The organism is Nocardia sp. NPDC051929 (genome assembly GCF_044548645.1).
In the GTDB taxonomy this organism is placed as follows: Bacteria; Actinomycetota; Actinomycetes; order Mycobacteriales; family Mycobacteriaceae; genus Nocardia; species Nocardia sichangensis.
In genome coordinates this window covers 26,572-50,461 of the sequence record NZ_JBIUCG010000003.1, presented here as the reverse complement: position 1 = coordinate 50,461, position 23,890 = coordinate 26,572, and the positions used below count along the sequence as shown (strand labels likewise).

General features: G+C 69.7%; 22 protein-coding genes. 16 read left to right on the top strand and 6 right to left on the bottom strand.

Translation table 11 applies throughout. The features are described 5' to 3' along the window. Positions 1–2: 2 nt before the first annotated feature. The gene (locus tag ACIHAX_RS04505) at positions 3–1,955 is read right to left on the bottom strand and encodes a gamma-glutamyltransferase family protein (RefSeq protein ID WP_397275794.1); all 1,953 of its coding nucleotides are present in this window, start codon (positions 1,953–1,955) and stop codon (positions 3–5) included. A gap of 153 nt (positions 1,956–2,108) precedes the next feature. Between ACIHAX_RS04505 and ACIHAX_RS04500 the strand changes: the two genes are divergently transcribed. From ACIHAX_RS04500 to ACIHAX_RS04455, 10 genes are all read left to right on the top strand, one after another. Beyond that, a complete protein-coding gene (locus ACIHAX_RS04500) occupies positions 2,109–2,798 on the top strand; it encodes an HAD-IA family hydrolase (protein ID WP_355070739.1) in 690 nt (229 codons plus the stop codon). Positions 2,799–2,923: 125 nt separating this feature from the next. Beyond that, entirely contained in the window at positions 2,924–3,349 is a 426-nt protein-coding gene (locus ACIHAX_RS04495) for a hypothetical protein (RefSeq protein WP_355070741.1), read from the top strand. A 57-nt stretch (positions 3,350–3,406) separates the two neighbouring features. Continuing rightward, on the top strand, positions 3,407–5,416 hold the full coding sequence (gene uvrC, locus ACIHAX_RS04490) for an excinuclease ABC subunit UvrC (protein WP_355070743.1): 2,010 nt from the start codon (positions 3,407–3,409) through the stop codon (positions 5,414–5,416). Positions 5,417–5,527: 111 nt separating this feature from the next. Continuing rightward, the gene (gene rapZ / locus ACIHAX_RS04485) at positions 5,528–6,508 is read left to right on the top strand and encodes an RNase adapter RapZ (protein ID WP_355070745.1); all 981 of its coding nucleotides are present in this window, start codon (positions 5,528–5,530) and stop codon (positions 6,506–6,508) included. Then, positions 6,505–7,551, top strand: coding sequence for a uridine diphosphate-N-acetylglucosamine-binding protein YvcK (gene yvcK, locus ACIHAX_RS04480; protein WP_355070747.1), 1,047 nt, complete (start codon positions 6,505–6,507; stop codon positions 7,549–7,551). The genes rapZ and yvcK overlap by 4 nt, the downstream gene beginning before the upstream one ends. Next, complete coding sequence (gene whiA, locus ACIHAX_RS04475) at positions 7,542–8,525, top strand: DNA-binding protein WhiA (protein ID WP_043693711.1); 984 nt, start codon at positions 7,542–7,544, stop codon at positions 8,523–8,525. Before yvcK ends, whiA begins: the two co-directional genes overlap by 10 nt. Positions 8,526–8,724: 199 nt before the next feature. Beyond that, positions 8,725–9,744 (top strand): type I glyceraldehyde-3-phosphate dehydrogenase, encoded by a 1,020-nt coding sequence (gene gap, locus ACIHAX_RS04470; protein WP_040867484.1) that lies wholly within the window; start codon positions 8,725–8,727, stop codon positions 9,742–9,744. A 5-nt stretch (positions 9,745–9,749) separates the two neighbouring features. Then, positions 9,750–10,964, top strand: coding sequence for a phosphoglycerate kinase (locus ACIHAX_RS04465; RefSeq protein WP_364431323.1), 1,215 nt, complete (start codon positions 9,750–9,752; stop codon positions 10,962–10,964). Between the two features lie 2 nt (positions 10,965–10,966). After that, a complete protein-coding gene (tpiA, locus tag ACIHAX_RS04460) occupies positions 10,967–11,752 on the top strand; it encodes a triose-phosphate isomerase (protein ID WP_397275790.1) in 786 nt (261 codons plus the stop codon). Positions 11,753–11,891: 139 nt separating this feature from the next. Further along, the gene (locus tag ACIHAX_RS04455) at positions 11,892–12,539 is read left to right on the top strand and encodes a DUF1579 family protein (protein ID WP_364431319.1); all 648 of its coding nucleotides are present in this window, start codon (positions 11,892–11,894) and stop codon (positions 12,537–12,539) included. Between the two features lie 9 nt (positions 12,540–12,548). Here ACIHAX_RS04455 and ACIHAX_RS04450 read toward each other — a convergent pair whose 3' ends face one another. Beyond that, the gene (locus tag ACIHAX_RS04450; RefSeq protein WP_397275788.1) at positions 12,549–13,331 is read right to left on the bottom strand and encodes an META domain-containing protein; all 783 of its coding nucleotides are present in this window, start codon (positions 13,329–13,331) and stop codon (positions 12,549–12,551) included. Between the two features lie 254 nt (positions 13,332–13,585). Between ACIHAX_RS04450 and ACIHAX_RS04445 the strand changes: the two genes are divergently transcribed. From ACIHAX_RS04445 to secG, 3 genes are read left to right on the top strand one after another with little or no spacing between them, the layout of a single operon-like run. Continuing rightward, on the top strand, positions 13,586–14,530 hold the full coding sequence (locus ACIHAX_RS04445) for an EamA family transporter (RefSeq protein WP_397275786.1): 945 nt from the start codon (positions 13,586–13,588) through the stop codon (positions 14,528–14,530). Between the two features lie 10 nt (positions 14,531–14,540). Continuing rightward, on the top strand, positions 14,541–16,139 hold the full coding sequence (locus tag ACIHAX_RS04440; RefSeq protein ID WP_397275784.1) for an MFS transporter: 1,599 nt from the start codon (positions 14,541–14,543) through the stop codon (positions 16,137–16,139). A gap of 55 nt (positions 16,140–16,194) precedes the next feature. Then, positions 16,195–16,428, top strand: a complete 234-nt coding sequence (gene secG / locus ACIHAX_RS04435) for a preprotein translocase subunit SecG (RefSeq protein WP_014351691.1) — start codon at positions 16,195–16,197, stop codon at positions 16,426–16,428. Here secG and ACIHAX_RS04430 read toward each other — a convergent pair. Further along, positions 16,415–17,548 (bottom strand): YbfB/YjiJ family MFS transporter, encoded by a 1,134-nt coding sequence (locus ACIHAX_RS04430; protein ID WP_397275782.1) that lies wholly within the window; start codon positions 17,546–17,548, stop codon positions 16,415–16,417. The two genes, secG and ACIHAX_RS04430, sit on opposite strands and share 14 nt — an antisense overlap. Before the next feature lie 69 nt (positions 17,549–17,617). On the opposite strand from ACIHAX_RS04430, the gene ACIHAX_RS04425 reads away from it, so the two are divergent. Further along, positions 17,618–18,451: a LysR family transcriptional regulator gene (locus tag ACIHAX_RS04425; RefSeq protein WP_397275780.1), complete on the top strand. Its 834-nt coding sequence runs from the start codon at positions 17,618–17,620 to the stop codon at positions 18,449–18,451. Here the strand turns inward: ACIHAX_RS04425 and ACIHAX_RS04420 are convergent, their stop codons facing one another. Continuing rightward, positions 18,452–19,306: an SDR family NAD(P)-dependent oxidoreductase gene (locus tag ACIHAX_RS04420; RefSeq protein ID WP_355070768.1), complete on the bottom strand. Its 855-nt coding sequence runs from the start codon at positions 19,304–19,306 to the stop codon at positions 18,452–18,454. A 54-nt stretch (positions 19,307–19,360) separates the two neighbouring features. Between ACIHAX_RS04420 and ACIHAX_RS04415 the strand changes: the two genes are divergently transcribed. Together ACIHAX_RS04415 and ACIHAX_RS04410 are read left to right on the top strand one after the other, a co-directional pair. Next, on the top strand, positions 19,361–20,350 hold the full coding sequence (locus ACIHAX_RS04415; RefSeq protein ID WP_364431301.1) for an alpha/beta hydrolase: 990 nt from the start codon (positions 19,361–19,363) through the stop codon (positions 20,348–20,350). A 61-nt stretch (positions 20,351–20,411) separates the two neighbouring features. Then, on the top strand, positions 20,412–21,014 hold the full coding sequence (locus ACIHAX_RS04410) for a hypothetical protein (protein WP_355070771.1): 603 nt from the start codon (positions 20,412–20,414) through the stop codon (positions 21,012–21,014). A 9-nt stretch (positions 21,015–21,023) separates the two neighbouring features. On the opposite strand, the gene ACIHAX_RS04405 is transcribed toward ACIHAX_RS04410, so the two are convergent. Together ACIHAX_RS04405 and ACIHAX_RS04400 are read right to left on the bottom strand one after the other, a co-directional pair. Continuing rightward, entirely contained in the window at positions 21,024–21,503 is a 480-nt protein-coding gene (locus ACIHAX_RS04405) for a hypothetical protein (protein ID WP_355070773.1), read from the bottom strand. Positions 21,504–21,551: 48 nt separating this feature from the next. Further along, positions 21,552–23,870, bottom strand: coding sequence for a thiamine pyrophosphate-dependent enzyme (locus ACIHAX_RS04400; protein ID WP_397275777.1), 2,319 nt, complete (start codon positions 23,868–23,870; stop codon positions 21,552–21,554). Positions 23,871–23,890: the final 20 nt, after the last annotated feature.

Sequence of the window (23,890 nt, the reverse complement as noted above, 5' to 3'; positions counted from 1 at the left end):
GATCAATGCGTATCGCCGAGGACCGCGCCTTCTCGTCGCGGATCCGCGCCGCCGATCCAGCCGTCGGAGCCGTTGCGTTTCAAGGCGCTGAGGCCGCTGGACTGGGGCGCCACCGAGACCTGATGGCCCAGTTGGCGCAACCGCAGCACCAGCGGGTCGTGGTCGCCGTTGTCGGTGGCGTTGATCGCCGGATGCTCGCCGCCGATACCGGTGGACGGACTGTTGCCAGCGCCGAACGCGACCGCGGAGACCGCCTGCTGCGGATCCAGGCCCCAGTCGAACATGTTGACCAGCGTTTTCACCACGAACTGGATGATCACCGAACCGCCGGGCGAGCCCGCGACATGCGTGAGTTCGCCGCGCGAGCCGTCGGGCGCCTTGCCGAAGATCAGCGTCGGGCTCATGGAGCTGCGCGGGCGCTTGCCCGGCTGGACCCGGTTGGCCATCGGCACGCCGTCGGCGCCGAGCGGGTCGGCGTTGAAGTCGGTGAGCTGATTGTTCAGCACGAAGCCGTCGACCAGGTGGAACGAACCGAACGCCGACTCCACGGTGGTGGTCATCGCCGCGGCGTTGCCGTACTTGTCGACCACCGAGATGTGGCTGGTGCCGTGCTCGGGCGGTTGCGGGCCGACGCCGAGCGGCACGGGGCCGAAGTCACCCGGCTGCGCGGTGCCCATGCTGCGGTTCGGATCGATCAGCCCGGCACGCTGTCGCAGATAGTCGCGATTCAGCAAGGTTTGCGCCGAATTGCCCGGCAGCGGCACGAAATCCGTGTCGGCCACGTACTTGTTGCGATCGGCGTAGGCGAGGCGTTCGGCCTCCGTGATCAAGTGCACGGCCTGGGCGTTGGGCTTGCCGCCGTTGCGGTCGATGCTGTCCGGACGCAGGGCGGCCAGGTCGAAGTTCTCCAGGATGCCCAAGGCCGCGGCGACGGTGATGCCGCCCGACGAGGGACTCGGCATGCCGCAGAGTTCGTGCTCGCGGTAGCTCGTGCACAGCGCGGTGCGCTTCTTCGCCTGGTAACCGGCCAAGTCCTGGGTGGCGATCAGGCCGGGAGTGCGCCCGCCGGAGGCCCGGCCCGCGGCCGCGACGATGTCCTGGGCGACGGCGCCGGTGTAGAAGGCCTGCGCGCCCTCGGTGGCGACGGCGCCGAGCGTCTTGGCCATGGCGGGGTTGGTCAGGACGGTGTCGGCGGCCTTCGGGCTACCGTCCGGGTTGAGGAAATACGCCTTGGCGTCTTCGTCCGCGGCCAGGTCCTTGGCCGACTCCGCGATCTGTCCCGCGAGGCGGGGACTGATCGGGAAGCCCTGATCTGCCAGTCCGATGGCGGGGTCGAACAGTTCGCGCCACGCGGTCTTGCCGTGGTCGTGGTGCGCCAGTTCGAGCATCCGAAGTACGCCGGGCACGCCGATGGAGCGGCCGCTGGCCCGCGTGTTCGGCTTGGGTTCGGTGCGATCGATGTCGCTGATCCAGCGCAGATAGTTCTCGGTGGCCGCGGCGGGCGCCACCTCGCGGCCGTCGTAGGCGTCCACGGACTTGGTGTTCGCGTCGTAGTAGACCAGGAACGCACCGCCGCCGATGCCGGACGCCTGCGGCTCGACCAGGCCGAGCACCGTCTGCGCCGCGATCAGCGCGTCGGCCGCGGTGCCACCGTCGCGCAGCACCTCACACGCGGCTTTCGTCGACAGCGGGTTCGCCGTGGACACCGCGAAGGTATGTGTACGCACCGGCGTCATGTTCGCTCGATAGCCGGTCGCTATCTCCGGGTTGGTGCTGAGATCCTTGGTGCCGCTGCCCGCGGGCCCCGCCGCGGTGGCCGACACCGGTGTGCCGTTCGGCACCGTCTCGCAGACGCCGCCCGCCTGGCTCTCGCCGGACGAGCAGGCGGTGGCCATGCCGACGGTTAGTGCGAACGCCGCCGCCGCGGCGACCCAAGTTCCTCGCTTGCGCCCCATGCCGGGACTCTAACGCTCGGTACCGACAGCCGCGCCGGTTTCCTTCCCACCGGCGAAATCCCCCTGGCCGCAGCGTGTGTCGAGGTCGAGACGGTATGGGTGGTCGCCGCGTGCACCGGCGGTGCGCCATGCTCGGCCGGTAGGCTGGGCCGAGTGGCGATCGAGGCGGTGCTGTTCGACTTCTCCGGGACCTTGTTCCGCCTGGAGGCCGACGAATCCTGGTACGCGGACCTGACGCGGCCGGACGGGCAGGCGTTCGACGTGGACGAGAAGGCCGAGATCATGCGGCGGATGACGGCGCCGGTCCACCACGTCATCGAATTCGACGACGAGACGCAGTACGCCTGGGACCACCGCGACCTGGACCCCGCGCTGCATCGCAAGGTGATGATGAAGGTGCTGCGCACATCGGGAGTGCCCACCGACGAGGACGCCGAACGACTGTACGCCCGGCTGCTGGACCCGCTGGAGTGGACGCCGTACCCCGACAGCGAAGCCGTCCTCGATCTGCTTGCGGCGCAGGGTGTTCCGGTCGCGGTGGTGAGCAATATCCCGTTCGACATCCGTCCGTCGTTCGCGGCGCGCGGCTGGGATCGGCTGGTCGGCGCGTTCACCCTCTCCTACGAGGTCGGTGTCATGAAGCCCGATCCGGAGATCTTCCGTTCCGCCTTGGGCGAACTGGGTGTGGCCGCCGAGTCCGCGCTGATGATCGGCGACAGCGCCGAGGCCGACGGCGGCGCCGAGGCGCTGGGCAGCCGCTTCGCTCTGGTCGAGGCCCTGCCCACCACCGAGCGCCCGGACGCGCTGCTGGCCGCGTTGCGGCGGCACGGTCTCGTGGAGTAACCCGCGCGGATCCCGTCCGGTTCATTTGCCGAAGTCCGAGTTGTGCGGGACATCACCGTGTTACGGTGCGATTCCGGCGTGTTCGAAGGTGCGCCGGAAGGTTCGGTACCAACGGGGGTACGGCTGTGAGCTTGGCGTTCTCCGGTGAGGAGCCCTCCGTCGGCGTGGAAACGGCCATGCCGGCGGCGGTTCGGGACGTGCGGGAAGCCGTCGCCGGGATGGCGGGATTCGGACTCGCCTATCCCGTGCTGATGAATCTGACGCGCGGCGGCGACGCGGCCGCCACGGCATCCACCCAGTTCTGCGTCGCGTGGGCGCTGGGGCTGCTAGTGCTCGGATTCGCCGAGGGCGCGCCGGCCGTCCGCAAGCTGACGATCGCGCTGGCGCTCCTGCAGGCGGTCGTCGGGTGCTGGGCGATCAGGGACCTCGCGAGCGTCCCGCCCGTCGTCGGCGTCGTCGCCGCGGGGTACTCGGTGGCTACCTCGGTGGCCGTCGTGCACCTGCTGTGCCGCCCGGAAGCCAAGGGCTGGTTCGGCGTCCCCGTGCCATGACCGCAGCCGGGAGCCGCCGTCGGCCGGGCTGTCGGTCCCGGTCTATACGCTGGATGGGTGGCAGATCCAGCGACGTACCGGCCCGCGCCGGGCACGATCCCCGTCGAACCCGGTGTCTACAAATTCCGGGACGCCCATCGGCAGGTCATCTACGTCGGCAAGGCCAAGAGCCTGCGCAGCAGGCTGAACTCGTATTTCGCCGACGTCGCCGGGCTGCATCCACGCACAAGGCAGATGGTCACCACGGCCGCGAGCGTCGAGTGGACGGTCGTCTCCACCGAGGTGGAGGCGCTGCAGCTGGAATACAACTGGATCAAGGAGTTCGATCCGCGCTTCAACGTCCGCTACCGCGACGACAAGTCCTACCCGGTACTCGCCGTCACCTTGAACGAGGAATATCCGCGGTTGTTCGTCTACCGCGGCGCGCGCCGCAAAGGCGTCCGCTATTTCGGCCCCTTCGCGCACGCTTGGGCCATCCGCGAGACGCTCGATCTGCTGCTGCGGGTGTTTCCCGCGCGCACCTGCTCCAACGGAGTCTTCCGGCGGCATAGTCAGATCGGGCGCCCCTGCCTGCTCGGCTACATCGACAAATGCTCGGCCCCGTGCGTCGGGCGGGTGAGCGCCGAAGAACACCGCGCGATCGTCGACGACTTCTGCGACTTCCTCGCAGGCCGCACCGATCGCTTGGTCCGGGAGCTGGAGCGCCGCATGCACGCGGCCGCCGAAGACCTGGACTTCGAGACCGCCGCCCGGCTGCGTGATGACGTCCAGGCGCTGCGCCGCGCGCTGGAGAAGCAGGCGGTGGTGCTCGGCACGGGCACCGACGCCGACGTCATCGCCTTCGCCACCGACGAACTGGAAGTGGCGGTGCAGGTCTTCCATGTGCGCGACGGCCGAGTGCGCGGCCAGCGCGGCTGGGTGGTCGACAAGTCGGGCGACGCGGTCGACGTCCCGGAGGCAGGCGGGGAACTCGCCGCGCTGGTCGAGCAGTTCCTCACCCAGTTCTACGGCGAGCAGGTCGCGGTGGCCGAGCAGGCGGCCGACGAGCAGCCCGCCGCCGTGGTGCCCCGGGAAGTACTCGTGCCCGAGTTGCCCGCCGACGTCGAGCAGATCCAGCAGTGGTTGTCGGACCTGCGCGGTTCGGCGGTGAAGCTGCGCGTGCCCCAGCGCGGGGACAAGAAGGCGCTGGCCGAGACCGTGCAGCGCAACGCGATGGAGGCGCTGGCCCAGCACAAGCTGAAGCGAGCGGGCGATCTGACGTCGAGATCGCAAGCGCTGCAAGAGATCCAGGACGCCCTCGAGCTGGACACCGCGCCGCTGCGCATCGAGTGCGTCGACGTCAGCCACGTGCAGGGGACCGATGTGGTCGCCTCGCTCGTGGTCTTCGAGGACGGTCTGGCCCGCAAGTCGGAGTACCGCCACTACACGATCCGGGAGGCGGCGGGCGAAGGCCGCTCCGACGACGTCGGCAGCATCGCCGAGGTGACCCGCCGCCGGTTCCTCAAGTTGCGTCGCGAGCGCGACATGATGGAGCACGAGGACCTCGCCGCGACCGGAAGCGACGACGACGCGCTGGACCTCACCTCCCGTCCCGGCATCGATCCCAGCACCGGACGCCCGCGCAAGTTCTCCTATCCGCCCAACCTGTTCGTCGTCGACGGCGGCGCGCCCCAGGTCGCCGCGGCGGCCGAGGTGCTCGACGAGCTGGGCATCACCGATGTCGCGGTGGTCGGCCTGGCCAAACGGCTCGAGGAGGTGTGGGTGCCCGGCGAGAGCGACCCGGTGATCCTGCCGCGCACGAGCGAGGCGCTGTATCTGCTGCAACGGGTCCGCGACGAGGCGCACCGCTTCGCCATCACGTTCCATCGCAGCAAACGCTCCCGCCGGATGACCGCCTCGGCCCTGGACTCGGTGCCGGGGCTCGGAACGGCGCGCCGGACCGCGCTGGTCACCCATTTCGGATCGGTGGCCAAGCTGAAGCAGGCCACGGTCGAGGAGATCACCGAGGTGCCCGGCATCGGGTTGGCGACCGCGAAAGCGGTCCTTGCGGCGCTCGAGTCCGAATAGTCAGTCGACAGTGCACCGGAAGTTTCGGTTTCGCGTACGTTGTGTCTGCGGCCGATACCGAAACCGGTGCGCGATGATCGGAAGGCACCCCAGAGACGGATCCGGTAGGACATGACACGCGTCGAATCGAACAGCAGTGCGGGCAACCCGCCGACGAGCGCGGGACGAGTGGCCTCGTCCAGCGCCGTCGGCGGGGCGAACCCGCAGGTCGAGGTCGTGATCGTGACCGGGCTCTCTGGCGCGGGCCGAGGCACCGCCGCCCGTGTGCTCGAGGACCTCGGCTGGTACGTGGCCGACAACCTGCCCCCAGAGCTGTTCGGGCGGATGGTGGAGCTGGGTGCCTCCGCCAAGCCGCCGATCCGCCGTCTCGCGCTGGTCATGGACGTGCGCAGCCGGTTCTTCACCGGTGATCTGTCGGTGGTCACCGAGCAGTTGCGGACGCTCGGCGTGCGCACCAGGGTCCTCTTCCTCGAGGCATCCGATGACGTGCTGATCCGCCGTTTCGGTTTCGCGCGGCGGAGGCATCCGCTGCAGAGCGAGAGCAAGGACGGCACGCTGTCGGCAGGCATCGCCGCCGAGCGGGTGCGGCTGTCCGCCGTGAAGGCCGCCGCCGACCTGGTGATCGACACCACCGAGCTGTCCATCCATCAGCTGCACCGCAAGATGGAGGAGGCCTACGGCGGCGGCGCGCCCTCCGCGTTGCAGCTCACCGTGCAGTCGTTCGGCTTCAAGTACGGAGTTCCGCTGGACGCCGACATGGTGTTAGATGTCCGTTTTCTACCCAATCCGCATTGGATACCGGAGTTGCGGGAACATACCGGTCAGGAGACGGTGGTCAGCGAGTACGTGCTGTCGCGTCCCGGTGCGGAGGATTACCTGCGTACCTGCCACCACCTGGTCGAGCTGACCACGAACGGTTACCGCCAAGAGGGGAAGCGATACATGACGGTCGCAGTGGGCTGCACCGGAGGCAAGCACCGGAGCGTCGCGATTGCCGAGGCACTGGGCGAGTTGATGAGCGAGGTCACCGGCGGCGCGGAGGAGTCCGCCGACGTGGTCCGGGTCGTGCATCGAGATCTGGGGCGAGAATGACCGGTTGGGAATCCAATCCCAGCATCGTCGCGCTGGGTGGCGGACACGGCCTGTACGCGACACTGACCGCGGTGCGGCGGCTGACCAGGAAGATCTGCGCGGTGGTCACCGTCGCCGACGACGGCGGCTCCTCAGGGCGACTACGCGCCGAGTTGGGGGTGCTGCCGCCGGGCGATCTCCGGATGGCGCTGGCCGCTTTGGCCGCGGACGCCGACGGCGTCTGGACGCGGACCGTGCAGCATCGGTTCGGCGGAACCGGCGCGCTGGCCGGGCACTCCGTGGGCAACCTGATCCTGGCTGGGCTCACCGAGGTGCTCGGCGATCCGGTGGCCGCCCTGGACGAAGTCGCCCGCATGTTGCGCATCACCGGCCGGGTGCTGCCCATGTCGCCGATCGCGCTGGACATCGAGGCGGATGTATCCGGGCTGGAGGCCGATCCGCGGGTGAGCCGGTGCATTCGCGGCCAAGTTGCCATCGCCACCACGCCGGGTAAGGTGCGGCGGGTGCGGCTGATTCCGTCCGATCCACCGGCCGGTCCGGAGGCGACCTCGGCGATCGAACACGCCGATGTCGTGGTGCTGGGCCCGGGATCGTGGTTCACCAGCGTGATTCCGCACGTCCTCGTCCCCGAGCTACGGGAGGCCCTGGTGTACACCAGGGCGCGGAAAGTGCTGGTGCTCAATCTCGCCGCGGAGCCGGGGGAGACCGCGGGGTTCTCCGCGGAGCGGCATTTGCATGTATTGTCCCAGCACGCACCGGAATTCGTCGTCGATGAGGTGCTGGTCGATTCCGGCTGCGTGCCGGAGGGCCGCGAGCGGGAACATGTGGCCAGGGCTGCCGAACAGTTGCGGGCACGAGTAACCTTCTCCGATGTCGCCGAAGCGGGAACGGACCGGCATCACCCCGGAAAGCTTGCCGCCGCACTGGATCAACTGATCCGGCAACCTCGGCCGCAAATGGCAGGGCTTCGAGTCGAGGGACGGCACATGGGTCAGGATGTGCGTTCCGGGTTGGGTGGAAAGGAGCGCGTCCCGTGGCGATGACAGCCGATGTGAAAGACGAGCTGAGCAGGCTCACGGTGTCGCAGGTGAGTTCCCGCAAGGCGGAACTGTCCGCTCTGCTGCGTTTCGCGGGTGGCCTGCACATCGTCGGCGGCCGGGTGATCGTCGAGGCCGAGGTGGACATGGGGTCCATCGCGCGCAGGCTGCGCCGGGAGATCTTCGAGCTCTACGGCTATGGCTCCGACGTGCACGTGCTCGGCGCGGGTGGACTGCGCAAGACCTCCCGGTACGTGGTGCGGGTGTCGAAGGAGGGCGAGGCGCTGGCCCGGCAGACCGGTCTGCTCGATGTCCGCGGCCGTCCGGTGCGCGGCCTGCCCGCGCAGGTGGTCGGCGGCAGCATCGCCGACGCCGAAGCCGCTTGGCGCGGTGCGTTTCTCGCCCACGGCTCGCTCACCGAGCCCGGACGTTCCTCGGCCCTCGAGGTCAGCTGCCCCGGCCCCGAGGCGGCGCTGGCGCTGGTCGGCGCGGCCCGTCGGCTCGGCATCACGGCCAAGGCGCGGGAGGTACGCGGCACCGATCGCGTGGTGGTGCGCGACGGTGAGGCGATCGGCGCGCTGCTGACCAGGATGGGCGCGCACGGCACCAGGATGGTGTGGGAGGAGCGCAGGCTGCGCCGCGAGGTGCGCGCGACCGCGAATCGGCTGGCCAACTTCGACGACGCCAATCTGCGCCGCTCGGCGCGTGCCGCGGTCGCCGCGGCGGCGCGGGTGGAACGCGCGCTGGAGATCCTCAGCGACGACGTGCCCGATCATCTCGCCGCCGCAGGCCGGTTGCGAGTGCAGCACCGGCAGGCCTCGCTGGAGGAACTCGGCCAGCTCGCCGATCCGCCGATGACGAAAGACGCTGTCGCGGGCCGCATCCGGCGGCTGCTGTCGATGGCCGACCGGCGGGCCAAGGAACTGGGCGTACCGGACACCGAATCGGCCGTCACGGCCGAACTGCTCGACGAAGCCTGAGCTCACGTTTCCCGCGATCCCCACGCCGCCCCCGGCGCGGGGATCGCGGCGTTTCCGGCGGCCGGAACTCGTCCTGGTCGGGCGTCTGACCAGGCATCCCCGCGCTCACGAAAGCCAGGTGCGTGTCGGAGAGGTCACGGCAGGACGTTAGTGTGAGTGGACATCGGAATGATCCGCTGGAAAGTTGAGGAGCGATAACGTGACTGTCCGTGTAGGCATCAACGGCTTCGGTCGTATCGGACGTAACTTCTTCCGGGCGGTGGAGGCGCAGAAGGCGCTCGGCACCACCGACATCGAGATCGTCGCGGTCAACGACCTCACCGACAACGCGACCCTCGCGACCCTGCTCAAGTACGACTCGATCCTGGGCCGTCTGCCCCAGGACGTCTCGCTCGACGGCGACGACACCATCGTGGTGGGCGACCAGCGGATCAAGGCGCTGGCCATCAAGGAGGGCCCCGCCGCGCTGCCCTGGGGTGACCTGGGCGTCGACGTGGTCGTCGAGTCCACCGGCATCTTCACCGATGCCACCAAGGCCAAGGGCCACCTGGCCGCGGGCGCCAAGAAGGTGATCATCTCCGCGCCGGCCAAGGGCGAGGACATCACCATCGTCATGGGCGTCAACGACGACAAGTACGACGGCAGCCAGAACATCATCTCCAACGCCTCGTGCACCACCAACTGCCTCGGCCCGCTGGCCAAGGTGCTCAACGACGAGTTCGGCATCGAGCACGGCCTGATGACCACCATCCACGCCTACACCCAGGACCAGAACCTGCAGGACGGCCCGCACAGCGACCTGCGCCGCGCCCGCGCCGCCGCGCTGAACATCGTGCCCACCGGCACCGGCGCCGCCAAGGCCATCGGCTTGGTGCTGCCCGAGCTGCAGGGCAAGCTGGACGGCTACGCGCTGCGCGTCCCGGTGCCGACGGGCTCGGTCACCGACCTGACCGCCACCCTGCGCAAGTCGGCCTCGATCGAGGAGATCAACGCCGCCTACAAGGCCGCCGCCGAGGGCCCGCTGAAGGGCATCCTGAAGTACAACACCGACCCGATCGTCTCCAGCGACATCGTCACCGACCCGGCCTCCTCGATCTACGACGCGCCGCTCACCAAGGTGATCGACAACCAGGTCAAGGTTGTGTCCTGGTACGACAACGAGTGGGGCTACTCCAACCGTCTCGCCGATCTCATCGGCCTCGTCGGCAAGTCGCTCTGACGCGCATGGCTGTCAAGACACTCGCGGATCTGCTCGACGAGGGTGTCGAGGGCCGGGGCGTACTGGTGCGCTCCGATCTGAACGTGCCCCTCGACGACAAGGGACAGATCACCGACCCGGGCCGCATCATCGCCTCGGCGCCGACCATCAAGGCGCTCGCCGAAGCGGGCGCCAAAGTCGTCGTGACCGCGCACCTCGGCAGGCCGAAGGGCGGACCGGACCCGAAGCTTTCGCTGGCGCCGGTGGCCGCCAGGCTCGCCGAGGAGCTGGGCCGCAACGTGCAGCTCGCCGGTGACGTGGTGGGCCAGGACGCGCTCGCGCGGTCCGAGGGCCTCACCGACGGCGACGTGCTGCTGCTGGAGAACATCCGCTTCGACCCGCGCGAGACCAGCAAGGACGACGCCGACCGGGCCAAGCTGGCCGCGGCGCTGGTCGAGCTGGTCGGCGACGACGGCGCGTTCGTCTCCGACGGGTTCGGTGTGGTGCACCGCAAGCAGGCGTCGGTGTACGACGTCGCGCAGTCGCTGCCGCACTACGCGGGCAAGCTGGTCGCGGCCGAGGTCGAGGTACTGGCCAAGCTGACCGAGACGCCGGACCGGCCGTACGCGGTCGTGCTCGGCGGGTCCAAGGTCTCCGACAAACTGGCGGTCATCGAAGCGCTCGCGCCGAAGGTCGACACGCTGGTGATCGGCGGCGGCATGTGCTTTACCTTCCTTGCCGCACAGGGCCTTTCGGTAGGCGCCTCGCTGTTGCAGCAAGAGATGGTCGACACCTGCAAGCGGCTGCTCGAGCAGTACGCCGACGTCATCCACCTGCCACGCGACATCGTGGTGGCCGACAAGTTCGCCGCGGACGCGGAGACGAAGGTCGTGCCCGCGCACGAGATCCCGGACGGCTGGCTGGGCCTGGACATCGGCCCGGATTCGGTTGACCGCTTCTCGGCGCTGCTGACCGAGGCGCGGACCGTGTTCTGGAACGGGCCGATGGGCGTGTTCGAGTTCGAGAAGTTCGCCGCGGGCACCCGCGGGGTGGCCGAGGCGATCGTGACTGCCACCGGCAAGGGCGCGTTCACCGTGGTCGGCGGCGGCGATTCGGCCGCGGCCGTGCGGGCGCTCGGCCTGCCGGAGGACGGCTTCTCGCACATCTCCACCGGTGGCGGCGCGTCGCTGGAGTACCTGGAGGGTAAAGAACTGCCCGGTATCGCGGTGTTGGAGGGCTGAGCATGGCACGCAAACCGCTCATCGCGGGCAACTGGAAGATGAACCTCAATCACCTCGAGGCCATCGCCCTGGTGCAGAAGATCGCATTCGCCCTGCCGGAGAAGTATTTCGACAGGGTGGATGTGGCGGTGATCCCGCCGTTCACCGACCTTCGCAGCGTGCAGACGCTGGTCGAAGGGGACAAGCTCCTGCTCACCTACGGTGGCCAGGACGTCTCGGTGCACGAGTCGGGCGCCTACACGGGCGAGATCAGCGCGAGCATGCTCGCCAAGCTGGGGTGCGCCTTCGTCGTGGTCGGGCACTCCGAACGGCGGCAGTACCACAACGAGGACGACGCCACGGTGCTGGCCAAGGCCAAGCAGGCGCTGAAGCACGGGATCACCCCTATCGTGTGCATCGGCGAGGGCTTGAACGTCCGCGAGGCGGGCACGCACGTCGAGTACAACCTCGAGCAACTGCGCGGTTCGCTGAAAGGCCTGACGGTGGAAGAGATCTCGAAGGTCGTCATCGCCTACGAGCCGGTGTGGGCGATCGGCACCGGCAAGGTCGCCACCCCCGCCGACGCGCAAGAGGTCTGCGGCGCGATCCGCGGGGAACTCGAGAAGCTCGCCTCGCCGGAGGTCGCGGCGGGCGTCCGCGTGCTCTACGGCGGGTCGGTGAACGCCAAGAACGTCGGAGAACTGGTCGCGCAGAGCGACATCGACGGCGCGCTGGTCGGCGGCGCTTCGCTCAAGGGTGACGAATTCGCCACTCTCTCCGCCATCGCCGCGGGCGGCCCCCTGCCCTGATACGGCGCTACACGCGACAGCCCGGTATCGCCGCTCCCGCGATGCCGGGCTGTTCGGCGTTTCCCAACGGTGAACCGCGGGCGCCATCCGGCCATGCGATGATAACGCAGCTCGATTCGCCAGTCGGACAAGGATTTCCGTGATAGCACGCAAGCTGTACGCCGCACTCCCGGTCGCGCTCGTCGCGCTGGCCACCCTCGCCGGCTGTTCCGGGGACGCCTCGCATGACGATCACGCCCACCGAGACGCGACGCAGGCCACCCCGGCAGCGGTGCAGCCGCAGCAGCAGGACGCCGGGCACCGCAGGCTGAACCAGCTCGTGGGGGAGTGGAAGGGCGAGAAGTCGACCTACATCGCGGGCGGCACGGCGGAGAACCCGATCCGAAGCGAGATAGTCTCGCGGTGGGTATGGATCGCCGAGACCGGCGGCAATTTCCTGCGGGAGGAAGCGACGGGAGTCTTCGGCGACAAGCCGTACTATCGGCTCGGTTTGCTCGGATTCGCACCGACGGATAACCGCTACGAGTGGACGACCGTCGACAGCGTCACGCCGATGACGATGAGTTACAAGGGCGCGAAGAACAGTGGCGGCGACACCGATATCGTCATGGCCGGGGAATTCACCGACCCCGGTGTGCTCGGGCCGCAGTTCGTCGGCAAGACCATCCCTATGCGCACGGTGATCCGGCCGGAGTCGGCCGATCGGGTGGTGATGGAGATCTACTTCGCGCCGCCCGGCGAGGCGGAGCGGGTCGCCGATCGCGTGGTACTCACGCGGAAGAAGTAGCGGGCACGTTCACTGCGCGTGCAGGACCAGTCCCGCGCCGTTGTCGTTGCGCACGGTAAGCGTGTCGGCGTCCACCGTGGCGGTGGTCTTGCCGTCCAGGGCTTTCAGAACGGCCTGCTCGACCTCCATCACCTCCGGCGAGCACATCATCTTCGTGGTGGCGATCCGGAAGGTGATCCGGGTGCCGGACACCTCGGCGCTGCCGGTCATGCGGTTGCATCCGGCGTTGCCGGAGACGCCGTTGTCCTCGGCGATGACGAGCGTCGGCTGCGCCTCGTCGAGAGCGCGTGAGCGGACCTGGCTGTTGTCGGTGATGAGCGCGGTGACCAGCCACTGCGTGCCCTCGACCGGTTTGTCCGGCCGGGCGATCTTCTTGTCGAGCAGAGTCACGGTGCGATCGGGGCTGTGCAGCGTGAGCCGGGTGTCCTCGAGCCGCCAGCTGGGCTCGGAATTCAGCAGCCCGCTGAGCCACTCGTCGGCGCCGTGCCGATCGTCCTCGCAGGCCATGAGGGTGGTGGCCAGGCCGGACACGTGGAGGACGTGGTCGTCGAAGGCGACCGCGCCGGTGAACTTGTTGCAGCCCGCGTCCGCAGCGATGCGGCTGTCGGTGAAACCGAGCGTCAGCGGACCGCCCCCGGGAATCGGAGCGCCCTGGACATCGGTCGAGAGGAAGGTGCGGCCCGCCGGGGTCGGTTCGTCGGCGCCCCGCTTCGGTTCGCCGCTCGAGCACCCGGTGATCGCCCAGAGGGCGAGCAGGACGACGGGTCCCAGCCGCGCCAAGTGTGCCACCATGCGGCGATGCTACCGATGATGCGCCGTCGCACCCGGATTTCGACGGTCGCGGCGTCGATGACTCGCCCCCACGCCTCGTACTCGTACTAGCATCTGTGCCGTGCACCGATGCTTCCCCATCACCCCGCCGCCCGCCTCCTGAGCGAGGTGTAGGTATCCAGCGCGCCACCGATCGGTGAGCGCGCGCTTCTCGGCATCGCCGTGCACCTCGCTTCCGCGACCCCATCCCTTTTGTCGCAGGAGCGCGATCCTTCATGTCCTCATCTGTATCCTCGGCCGGCCGTTCCGGGCTGGTCCACCTCGTCGGCGCCGGAATCCTTTGGGGCACCGGCGGTTTACTCGGCACGCTGTTGCACCGGGCCACCGGCCTGTCGCCCGTCGCGGTCGCCACCTGCCGCCTCGCCGTCGGCGGGCTGCTGCTGGTGGTCCTGCTCGCCGGAACGCGGCGGCCGTGGCCGCGAGATCCCCTGGCGTGGCGGCGGATCGGTGCGGTGGCCGGACTCGCTGCGATTTTCCAGGGCGCCTATTTCGGCGCCGTGACGGCGTCGTCGGTGAGCCTCGCCACATTGCTCACGATCGGCATGTCGCCGATGGTCGTCGCCGTGCTCGAGCACTGCACCGGAAGGCGTGCGGTGGACCGGCGCAGGGCGGCGACCATCGGCATCGCCCTCTGCGGACTGGCTCTGCTGGTCGGCGTGCCGACCGGCCACGCGGGCGCGGGCGGGTTGCTGGCGGGTGCGGCGCTCGCCTCGACGGCCGCGGCGGCGTTCGCGACGGTCACCGTGATCAACGCGGCGCCGGTACCGGGGCTCGACGCGATGACCACCACGGGCCTAGGGTTCACCGGAGGCGCGCTGTTGCTGGCTCCGCTCGCGGCTACCAGCGGTGTGGCGTTCGACCTGACGCCTCGCAGCGTCGCGCTGGTGCTCTTGCTCGGGCTGGCGCCGACCGCGGTGGCCTACACCCTGTACTTCCGCGGGCTGGCGGCGGCCGGTCCAGGGATCGCCGCGGTGCTCGCCCTGCTCGAGCCGCTGACGGGGGCGGTGCTGGCGGCGGTGGTCCTGGGCGAACGCCTCACCGCGTCGGGACTGGCGGGCGCCGCCTTGCTGATCGCCGCGGTGCTGCTCGCGGCGACCCAGGCACGACCGGCGGCACAGGCGCCGGATGCGGCGTCGGGGCGGTGTCTGTCCCACGACTAAGCTTCGGCGAGTGACGACCGCCGCGACGCTCCCGATTTCCACGTGGGCGCCGCTGCGTTCTCCGATCTACCGGGCGCTGTGGGTGGCGCAATTGGTGTCGAACCTGGGCACCTGGATGCAGACCGTCGGCGCGCAGTGGATCATGGTCGACCAGCCCAATGCGGCGGCGCTGGTGTCGTTCGTGCAGACCGCGATCACGCTTCCGGTGATGCTGCTGGCCATTCCGTCCGGCGTGATCGCCGACCTGCTGGATCGGCGCAGGCTGCTGCTCGGCGCGCAATCCGCGATGGCGGTGCTGGCCATGGTCCTCGCGGTCTCGACCGCGACCGGGCACACCACGCCGGCGGTGCTGCTCACCTTGCTGTTCCTGCTCGGTTGCGGTCAGGCGCTGACCGCACCGGCCTGGCAGGCGATCCAGCCGGAACTGGTCCCGCGCGAGCAGATCCCGGCGGCGTCGGCGCTGGGCAGCATGAACATCAATATCGGAAGGGCGGTGGGTCCGGCGCTGGCCGGTGTGCTGGTGTCGCTGTCCGGGCCGACGCTGGTGTTCGGGTTGAACGCGGTGTCGTTCGTCGGCATCGTCGCGGTGCTGACGGTGTGGCGCCGCCCCGCGACCGATCGGCGCCTGCCCACCGAGCGTCCGCTGGCGGCCTTGCAGGCGGGCACCCGGTTCATCCGCGCGGCGCCCGCCATTCGCCGGGTGCTGTTGCGCTCGATCCTGTTCATCGCACCCGCCAGCGCGGTGTGGGCGCTGCTGCCGGTGATCGCGCGGGATCAACTCGGGCTGTCGTCGTCCGGGTACGGCCTCATGCTCGGCGCCCTCGGCATCGGCGCGGTCCTCGGCGCGGCGGCGCTGTCACGGTTGCGCGCGTGGTTGACCCCCACACAGCGGTTGACCACCGCCGCGATCCTGTTCGGACTGGCCACGGCGGGCACCGCGCTGCTGCACGTCGTGCCGGTGGTACTGCTGCTGCTGGTGTTCGCGGGACTGGCCTGGCTGCTGGCGATGTCCACCATGAACTCGACCATGCAGCTGCTGCTGCCGTCCTGGGTGCGTGCCCGAGGGCTGTCGGTGTATCTGCTGGTCTTCATGGGTGGGCAGGCGATCGGCTCGCTGGTCTGGGGCGTGGTCGCAGGCGCGATCGGCTCGGTGCCCGCGCTGCTGTGGGCCGCCGGGCTGCTGGCGTTCTGCGCGGTGAGCACGGTGTGGCTGCCCATCCGCAACGATCCCGAGTTGCTCGATCTCACCCCTTCGGCGTTCTGGCCGGAACCCGAGCTGGTTGTCGAACCCGATCCCGACGACGGCCCGGTGCTGATCCTGCGTGGTTACGACGTCCCGGAGGGGTGCGTCGAGGAATTCCTCACCGCCATGGCCTTCGTCGGGCGGTCCCGGCAGCGCACCGGAGCGATGGAATGGCGCCTGTATCGCGACGTCGGGGTGATCGACCGGTATGTCGAGGCGTTCGTCGTGCGGTCCTGGGCCGAGCACATGCACCAGCACCAGGTCCGGCTCACCGCTCAGGACCAGCTGCGGGAAGAGGCCGTCGCGAAGTTCCGCGCCGACGAAGCGGAGCAGGTCACCCATCTGGTCGCGGTCGACCGGCGCTAGCGCCCGCCGAGTGCCTGATTCGGTGCCGTCGCATCGACCGCATACACTGTCCGGCATGCGGATGTTCCTGGATATCCTCCTGATCATCACCAGCGTGCTGCTGGTGCTGCTGGTGCTGTTGCACCGCGCCAAGGGTGGAGGTCTGTCCAGCCTGTTCGGCGGCGGCGTGCAGTCCAGCCTGTCCGGGTCCACCGTCGTGGAGAAGAACCTCGACCGCGTCACCATCTTCACCGGCCTCATCTGGCTGATCGCCATCCTCGGCATCGGCCTGGAGATCAAGTTCGCCTGATCCCGGCGGTCACCGCTCCTGCCGTCAGCGCCGCCGCGCCGAGCGCCACCGCGGCGATGACGAACGCGGCGGAATAGCTCGTCCCGAGCACAGGGGCCACCATCACGGGGCCGAGGATCTGGCCCGCGCCGTAACCGGCCGTCAGCGGCGCCGCGGCGCCATCGGTCAACTCGGCGCCGACCCGCATCGCGAGCATGACGATGCCGACGAACGTCCCGCCGAACACGGCCGCCGCCGTCACCGCGGCCCAGAGCGCGCCGGACACGGCCGGGAGCACGGCCGATACGCATTGCGCCGCCAACGCGACGGGTAACAGCAGCGCCGAAGACCAGCGCCGGGCGGCCACGCTCCACAGCACGGTCGAGACCGAGGCTGCCGCGCCGACGACGATCCACATCGCCGAGCCGGCCACCGGCCCGCGTTCCGCGCTGACCGCCGCCACCGCGAAGGTTCCGATCACGATGTACCCGAGGCCTTCGAGGAAGTAGGCGACGAGCAGGGCGCGCCAGACGCGCGAGCCGCGTGCCGCACCGCGTGGGACGCGCTGCCCGGGACGAAGATCCAAGCGCCACACGGGCATCAGCAGGACCGCGGTGAGCGCAGCGGAGACCAGCCACAACATCTGCCAGGACACCACCGGCCGCAACGCCAGCACCAGCAGGCCGGTCCACGCGATGCCGAATCCGATGCCGCCGAACACTATTCCCGCCGACTGCCTGCCGCTGCCGGGACGGCTCGCGAAACCGGCGCAAGCGACGAAGATCACCGCGCTGGCGACGCCAGCGACCAGGCGCAGCACGGCGGGGAACAGGATCGGCCCCGGCGCCGCCATCAGCGCCTCGCTCGCGATCAGCAGCGCTGCCGACGCCAGGAAGACCCTGCGGTCGTGCAGCGCCGGACGCCAGGTGAGCAGCAGCGCGCCGAGCAGATAACCGGCGTAGTTCGCGGTCGCGATCAAGGCGCCGTCGTGCGCGGTGATGCGGTGCGCGTCGACCATGAGCGGTAGCAAGGGGGTGTAGACGAAGCGCCCCACCCCCATCGCGGCGGCCAGGCCGGATGCCGCGGCCACCGCGGGAGCGCGGCCGCGGCGCTGGGGTGCGGCGAGGGCAACAGTGGTCACGGTTCGACCGTAAGAGCGCAGGGCGGCGCTCCGGAAATGCTTTCCACGCACGATGTATACGCTCGACGCATGGATATCGAGTTGCGGCATCTGCGGGCCTACCTCGCATTGTGCGAGGAGGCGAACTACACCCGCGCCGCGACCCGGCTGCACCTGAGCCAGCCCGCCTTGACCAGGACGATCCAGCAACTGGAGCGCTTGGTCGACTGCCGGTTGGTGGAGCGCACGTCCCGGCGGTTCGCGCTCACCGCGGAGGGCGCCGAATTGCTGGCCCACACCCGCCGCATCCTGGCCGACGTCGACGGGGTCGCCGCGGAACTGCGTTCGCGCGCCACGCTGGACGTCGGATTCTCCTGGTTGCTGCCGGACGCTTGGTTCGCCGCGACCCGTCGTCGTTACGAGGAACAGGGCGGCCGGATCACCCTACGGCGCGTGGACGATCCGCTCGCCGCGCTCGATGAGCGGACGGTCGATATCGCCATCTATCGCAAGGAGGCCCGGCTACCGCGTCACCTGGCGTCGCGGATCATCGCGACCGAACGGCGGGTGCTCGCGGTGGCCACCCACTCGCCGCTGGCGAGTGCGCCGCGCCTGTCCTGGTCGGAACTGGCCGATCGGCCGCTGGTGGTCAACACCGTCTCGGGCACCACCGACGCGGCGTCCTGGCAGCCGGTCGACCCGGATCGCGTCGTCATCACCTGTACGAACTTCGACGAATGGATCGAGTTGGTGGCGGCCGATCGCGGTATCGGCGTGGTGCCGGATCTGGCGCGCACCAGGGCGCCGCACCCCGGCGTGGTCTATCTGGACATCCCCGACGCGCCGCCCTCGCACGTGTACGTGGCGTGGCGCGCCAGGCCGGTCCCGCCACGCTCGGTGCAGCGCTTTCTCGGGGTGCTCTGATCACGGTCGGTCGACGCGATGAATGCGCCCGTCGATGTCGGTGAACCCGTAGTACTCGGCGAGATCCGCTACCGGCCAGGGCAACCCGGTGCGGGAGCGACGCCCCGCGTCGGTGGCGAGCGCGACGACGGCGCGGCCGGTGAAGCGCGGTGTCTGCGCGTCGCCGAGATCGAAGGTGCCCTCGCCGGGCAGCGTGACCAGCCGCCTGCCGTCGGTGCCGGCCGGAACCAATTGCAGCAGTTCGGTGTCCACGATGCCGGGCCAGAGCGAGACCACGGTGACCTCGGTACCGGCGAGGTTGTGCGCCATGTCGGCGGTGAGCCGGTCCACGGCGGATTTCGCGACGCCGTAGACCGCGTTGTGCATGTACCGGCGCGCGCCTGGCGACGAGATATTGACGATCAGCCCGCCCGACTCGATCAACAGCGGCGCGGCGAAAAAGCTTGCCACGTAATGGGATCGGACGCCCACGTCGAACGACTCGTCCCATGCCGCAGGCGGGACCTCCCAGAACGGCTTGCCCAGCCAGCGGGCCGCGGCGGGGGAGTTGTAGACGTTGTTCACCAGCACGTCCAGCCTGCCGTGCTCGGTGCGGATCAACTCGAACAGCCGCTCCACCGCGTCGTCGTCGCGGTGGTCGCACACGAACGGGATGCCGCTCCCGCCTGCGGCATCGATTTCCGCGGCCGTGGCGTGTACGGTGCCGGGTAGCCGTCCCTGCGCCGCCGAGCGGCCGGTGACGAACACCGTGGCGCCCGCGGCGCCCAGCTCCAGTGCGATGCCCTTGCCTATGCCGCGGCTGGCGCCGGTGACCACCGCGACCTTGCCTTCGAGCCTTTCGGGTATTCCGCTCACGAAACCGGAACATTACCGTGAAACGATAACGTGTTCTAGGCTTTGGAGGCCCGAGTGGAGCTGACACATCGGTTCGTGACGACCGGCGGGGTCCGTATGCACGTCGCCGAGCAGGGAACAGGACAACCGGTGGTCTTCTGCCACGGCTTCCCGCACACCTGGTACATCTGGCACCGCCAGCTGCCCGCGATCGCGGCGGCCGGGTACCGCGCCATCGCGCCGGATCTGCGCGGTTACGGACAGACCGATGTCCCGGCCGATCCGGAGGAGTACACCAATCGCGCGGTCTGCGGTGATCTGCTCGCTCTGCTCGATGACATCGGCGCCGAGCAGGCGGTGTTCGTCGGCTTGGACTTCGGCGCGGCGCTGGTGTGGGAACTGGCGTTACGCGCGCCGGAGCGGGTGCGCGGCATCATCGTCCTGAACAATCCGTTCGCGCCACGCCCGCCGCGTGCTCCGTCGCAGCTGTGGGCCAAGGCGGCGGCCCGGCACTTCCTGCACCTGCACTACTTCCAGACCCCCGGCCCGGCGGACGAGGAACTCGGCGCACGTCCCCGGGAGTTCCTCGCCCGCGTGTACTACGCGCTGAGCGCCGACTATCACTACCTGGACACCTGGCGTTTCCCGGCGGAGGGCACCGGTTATCTCGACGTGCTGCCGGAGGCGCCCGCGCTGCCGTGGCGCTGGCTCGGCGCGGACGAGCTGGACGTGCTGACACGGGATTTCGAACGCACCGGATTCACCGGCGGACTGAACTGGTACCGCAACTTGGATCGCAACTGGGAGCTCACCGCCGACTACGCGGACGCGAAAGTCACCTCGCCCGCTTATTTCCTGTATGGCGACCGGGATCCCGACATGGAAGGTTTCAGCGGCCGCGATCCGCTGGCGACCATGCGCGGGCACGTCACCGACCTGCGCGCGGTGACCGAGATAGGCGGCGCGGGCCACCTCGTCCAGTTGGAGCGGACCGAGCAGGTGAACGCGTTGCTCACCACTCATCTCGCCCATCTGGCCGCGCATCCGGCCCGGCTTCCGGCCTGAGCCGAAACGCGTTCGGGCTCAGCGGCGTTCGGTGTCGGTGGGCACCGCTAATGTTCGGTGAATGAGTTATAGCCTGAGCATCTACGTCGTCGAGCTGGACCGGATCAAGGGCGCCATCGGGTGCGGGGACGACAAGCTCCGGCGGATGATCGGCGGCCGGTTCAAAGCCCAGCTCACCCATGACGACGACTGGTTCGCCGAGGAGATCGCGGCCGGTGCGCCCACCCGCTACGAGGCGGTGCGCGCCGTCATCGACGGCGGCCCGTTCGACCCGGCCTACGGTTTCCAGTACGGCTACGCCTACCAGACGATCTGCCAGTTCTACGGCCGGTTCGTGGACAACCGCTACTTCTCGGCGTTCCGTGGTCGCTGGCTGGACCACATCGACGACGGCTTGGCCACGCTCGGCATCAAAGCGGTCAGCGTCCGCGCGTTCATGTACCACTCGCTGCCGCCGTCGCTACCGCAGCCCGACGAGTTGCCCGGCTACGGCGAATGGACGCCGGAGCAGTGCGCGGAAGCGCTCGTGCAGTGGGAGTCCACCACACCACCGCAGCGCGAGGAGGTCGACCACGAGGTACTCGCCGCCATCGAGTCCTGCGTCGAGTGGATCCGGGAGGCGCAGGCCCGTCCCGGCTGGGGCGTCGCCGGGTTCTTCTACTGAGCCGTGGGCCTAGCGGTATTCCCCGGCCAGTTTCGGATAATCCGACCACCGCGGCAGCGGCTGGTAGTCGAGGTAGGCGGTGAGCCGGTCGAGCAGATACTGCCAGCGGGGACCGATCGCGCCCGCGTCGGCGGGACTCACGTGGCGGCGGGTCAGTTCCACGGTGGTGACCACGCCGACCTGGGTCATCCGGACTTCGAGCAGGCAACCGTCGATGTGCACGACCAGTTCGTGCGGCGCCTGACAGTGGTCGACGCGCACCGCGACCGGGCCGGGGACGGGACCGTCGAACAGCTCGATGGTCAGGTTGCCGTTGCCGCCGGAGACGGCGCCGAGCCAGCGGCCGAGCTGGCCCCGTTCGGTGGCCGCCGACCACACGTCCAGCACGGGCTTGTGGAACGACCGCAAGTAGTGCAAGAGCACCAGGTCGCCGTCGGCCGTGTGCTCGTGCTCCGGTCGTACCTCGCCGAGCATGGACATCGTGGTCATCGCGAGTCCTTTCCGCTGCTGGTCACCATCGTCCTCACTGTATTTCCACTATTCCCCGGCCGAATCGAATTCCGGGGAATGCCGGGCCTCGGCGCGCCGAGGCCGCGTGCTGGTCGCGTCGCTCAGCAGGCGGAGGGCCGCGGCTTCGATCCGGTCCTCGTCGAGTAGCACCGTCGCGGCGGCCGGACCCAGCGGCACGAAACTGTCTTCGCTGGTCACGCGCCCGAGGTGGCCGGTGAAACCGGCGTCGACCAGCGCGGCGCACACGGCCTCCGACACGCCACCACCGCGGCGGGTCTCGTCCGCGACGAGGACCCGCCCGGTCGCGCGCGCGTGGCGCAGCAGATCGTCCACCGGCAGGGGAGCGAGCCAGCGCAGGTCGAGCACGCGCGCGTCGATTCCGTGCCGGGCCAAGCGCCGCGCCGCGCGCAGGCTCATCGGCACGCCGTTGGCGAAACTCACCAGGGTCAGGTCGGGGCCGTCGCCGTAGACGCGCGCGCGGCCGATTTCGGCGTGCTCGGCCGGAGACGGGTGTGCCAGCCAGCCGTCGTCGCCGGGCCGGTGCAGGTCGCGGGTGTGATACAGCGCGATGGGCTCGAGATACAGGCACACTCTGCCGTCCACGCGGGCCGCCGATACGCACGTGCGCAGCATCGCCGCGGCGTCGTCGGCCCGGGCCGGGGAGGCGAGCACGACGCCGGGGATGTCGCGTAGCGCGGCCACCGAGTTGTCGTTGTGGAAATGGCCGCCGAAACCCTTTTGATAGGCGTATCCGGCGATCCGCACCACCATCGGATTCCGGTAACGGCCGTCGGAGAAGAACGACAGCGTGGCCGCTTCGCCGCGGATCTGATCGGCGGCGTTGTGCAGGTAGGCGAGGTACTGGATCTCCGGAATCGGCACGAACCCGGCCAGCGCCGAGCCCAGCGCGGTGCCGAGGACGCTCTGCTCGTCCAGCAGGGTGTCGAACACCCGGCGCGCGCCGAAGGTCTTCTGCAGACCCTTCGTCACGCCGTACACGCCGCCCTTGCGGCCGACGTCCTCGCCGAAGACGAGCAGGTCGCGATCGCGCGCCAGGAGGCTTGCGAGGGTTTCGTTGATCGCCTGCGCCAAGGTCATCGGCTCGGTATGCGCGGCGCCATTGCGGCGCTGCGGTGCACCGCGGCCCGCGATCGTGTCCTCGGTCTCCGCGTGTTCGCGCTCGTTGGGTGGGAGGGGGTCGGTCCGCAGCGCGTCGGCGCGCACGAGCGCAGGGCGGGCGGGAGCGATCGGCGCGATCACGGCCGCCGCCGAGGCGAGTTTCGGTTCCGCCGAGGCGAGTTCGGCGGCCGTGGCGACCCGGTGGCCGATGTCGGCATAGCGGTCGAGCACGCAGGCGGGTGTGGCCACTCCGGACTCGATCAGCAGCCGTGCGGTGGCCACGACCGGATCACGGGCGAGATCGGCGGCGATCTCGGCGGGGCGGCGATAGGCGGTTTCGACATCGGATCCCGCGTGACCGAGCAGACGCACGGTCCGCAGCCGCAGGAACGCGGGCGCGCGGCGGTCCCGCACCCACCGCGCCGCCGTATTCGCGGTGCTCAGCGCGTCGAGGGCGGCGCAGCCGTCCGCGGCGAAGTAGGCCAGGCCCGGGCGGCTGCCGTAGGCCTGCTCGATCCAATCCGGTGGTGTGGGAACGCTGATTCCGATGCCGTTGTCCTCGCAGACGAACAGGATGGGCATGGCGATTCCCTGACCGGCGGTGTGGATCGCGGCATTGATCGCCCCGGCCGCGGTGGAATGGTTGGCCGACGCGTCACCGAAGCTGCACACCACCACCGAGTCGGCGGGCCAGGGACCGGCGACACCGAGCCGGGCCGCGCGATCGATCGCGAACGCCAGCCCAACCGCGCGCGGAAGGTGCGAGGCGATGGTCGAGGTCTGCGGGATGACGTTGGCCGCGGCGCTGCCGAACACCTTGTGCCTGCCACCGGAAATCGGGTCCGCCGCCGCGGCCGCCACCCCGAGCAGAACGTCCCGGATCGGGTCGAGCCCAGGCACGCGCCGGGCCCGATGCACGAAGAACGCCCCCGATCGGTAGTGCAGCAGGGCGGGATCGGTGACCCGCAGGGCCGCCGCCACAGCGGCATTGCCCTCGTGACCGGACGATCCGATGCTGTAATAACCGCGCCGGGTGCTGCCGAGGCGGCGTGCCGCGAGATCGAGATGCCTGCTCGTCGCCTGCGCTTCGAACAGCTCGAGGCACGCCGCACCGGTGATCGCGCCGCCGGGTGCGATCGGTTGGCCCGCCGGACGGGCGGGGCGGGCGACGAGTGCGGCGACGGCGGTCCGGAACCGCTCGTCGAGATCCACTGCCTGCTCGGTCATCGACCGATCATCTCGTAAAC